Source organism: Pseudomonas sp. D47 (assembly GCF_045447305.1).
In the GTDB taxonomy this organism is placed as follows: domain Bacteria; phylum Pseudomonadota; class Gammaproteobacteria; order Pseudomonadales; family Pseudomonadaceae; genus Aquipseudomonas.
Window position 1 is genome coordinate 1 of sequence record NZ_JBJGXU010000181.1, and the last position, 487, is coordinate 487.

The 487-nt window shown below is 55.0% G+C and carries 1 protein-coding gene; it reads right to left on the minus strand.

What is annotated here, in order from left to right; genetic code table 11:
- Positions 1-487 (minus strand): immunoglobulin-like domain-containing protein (locus ACI77I_RS32140; RefSeq protein ID WP_407000233.1); only part of this gene is annotated, 487 nt, incomplete at both ends.

A 487-nucleotide genomic window follows, 5' to 3' on the forward strand; every position in this document is an offset into this window, starting at 1 on the left:
CCCAGTCACGCCTTTGATGGCGGTAGTGACGGTTTGATCGCCTTTGTAGACATCGTTTGGCGCTACAGCTGTGACGGTACCGCTGGACTGGTTCACACCGATGGTGATGGTTTTACCGTTATCCAGAGTGACGGTCAGCGGGTTGGTGATGTTAGTCACCGGCGTGCCGTTTTTATCCACAAGGCTGGCGGTGTAAACGATGTTGCCGCCTTCGCCGATAGTGGTGGTGGCGGTCAGAACCACATCAACTTTGTCGATGGTGTCGTTAATCGTCGTGGTTGCGCCGTTGCCTGCAACTTCCAGTTTCTCGAAGTTGCCGCCAGTAGTGTCAGTGATCTTGACCGTCTGAGTGCTCTTATCGATGAACACGTCATCGCTTGGCGCCGGAACAGTCACGGTGCCGACGGTATCGCCTGCCTTGATGGTGATGGTCGAGCCATTATCCAATTTCAGGGTGACGTCGGTGCCGGCCTTGTTGCTCAAGGTT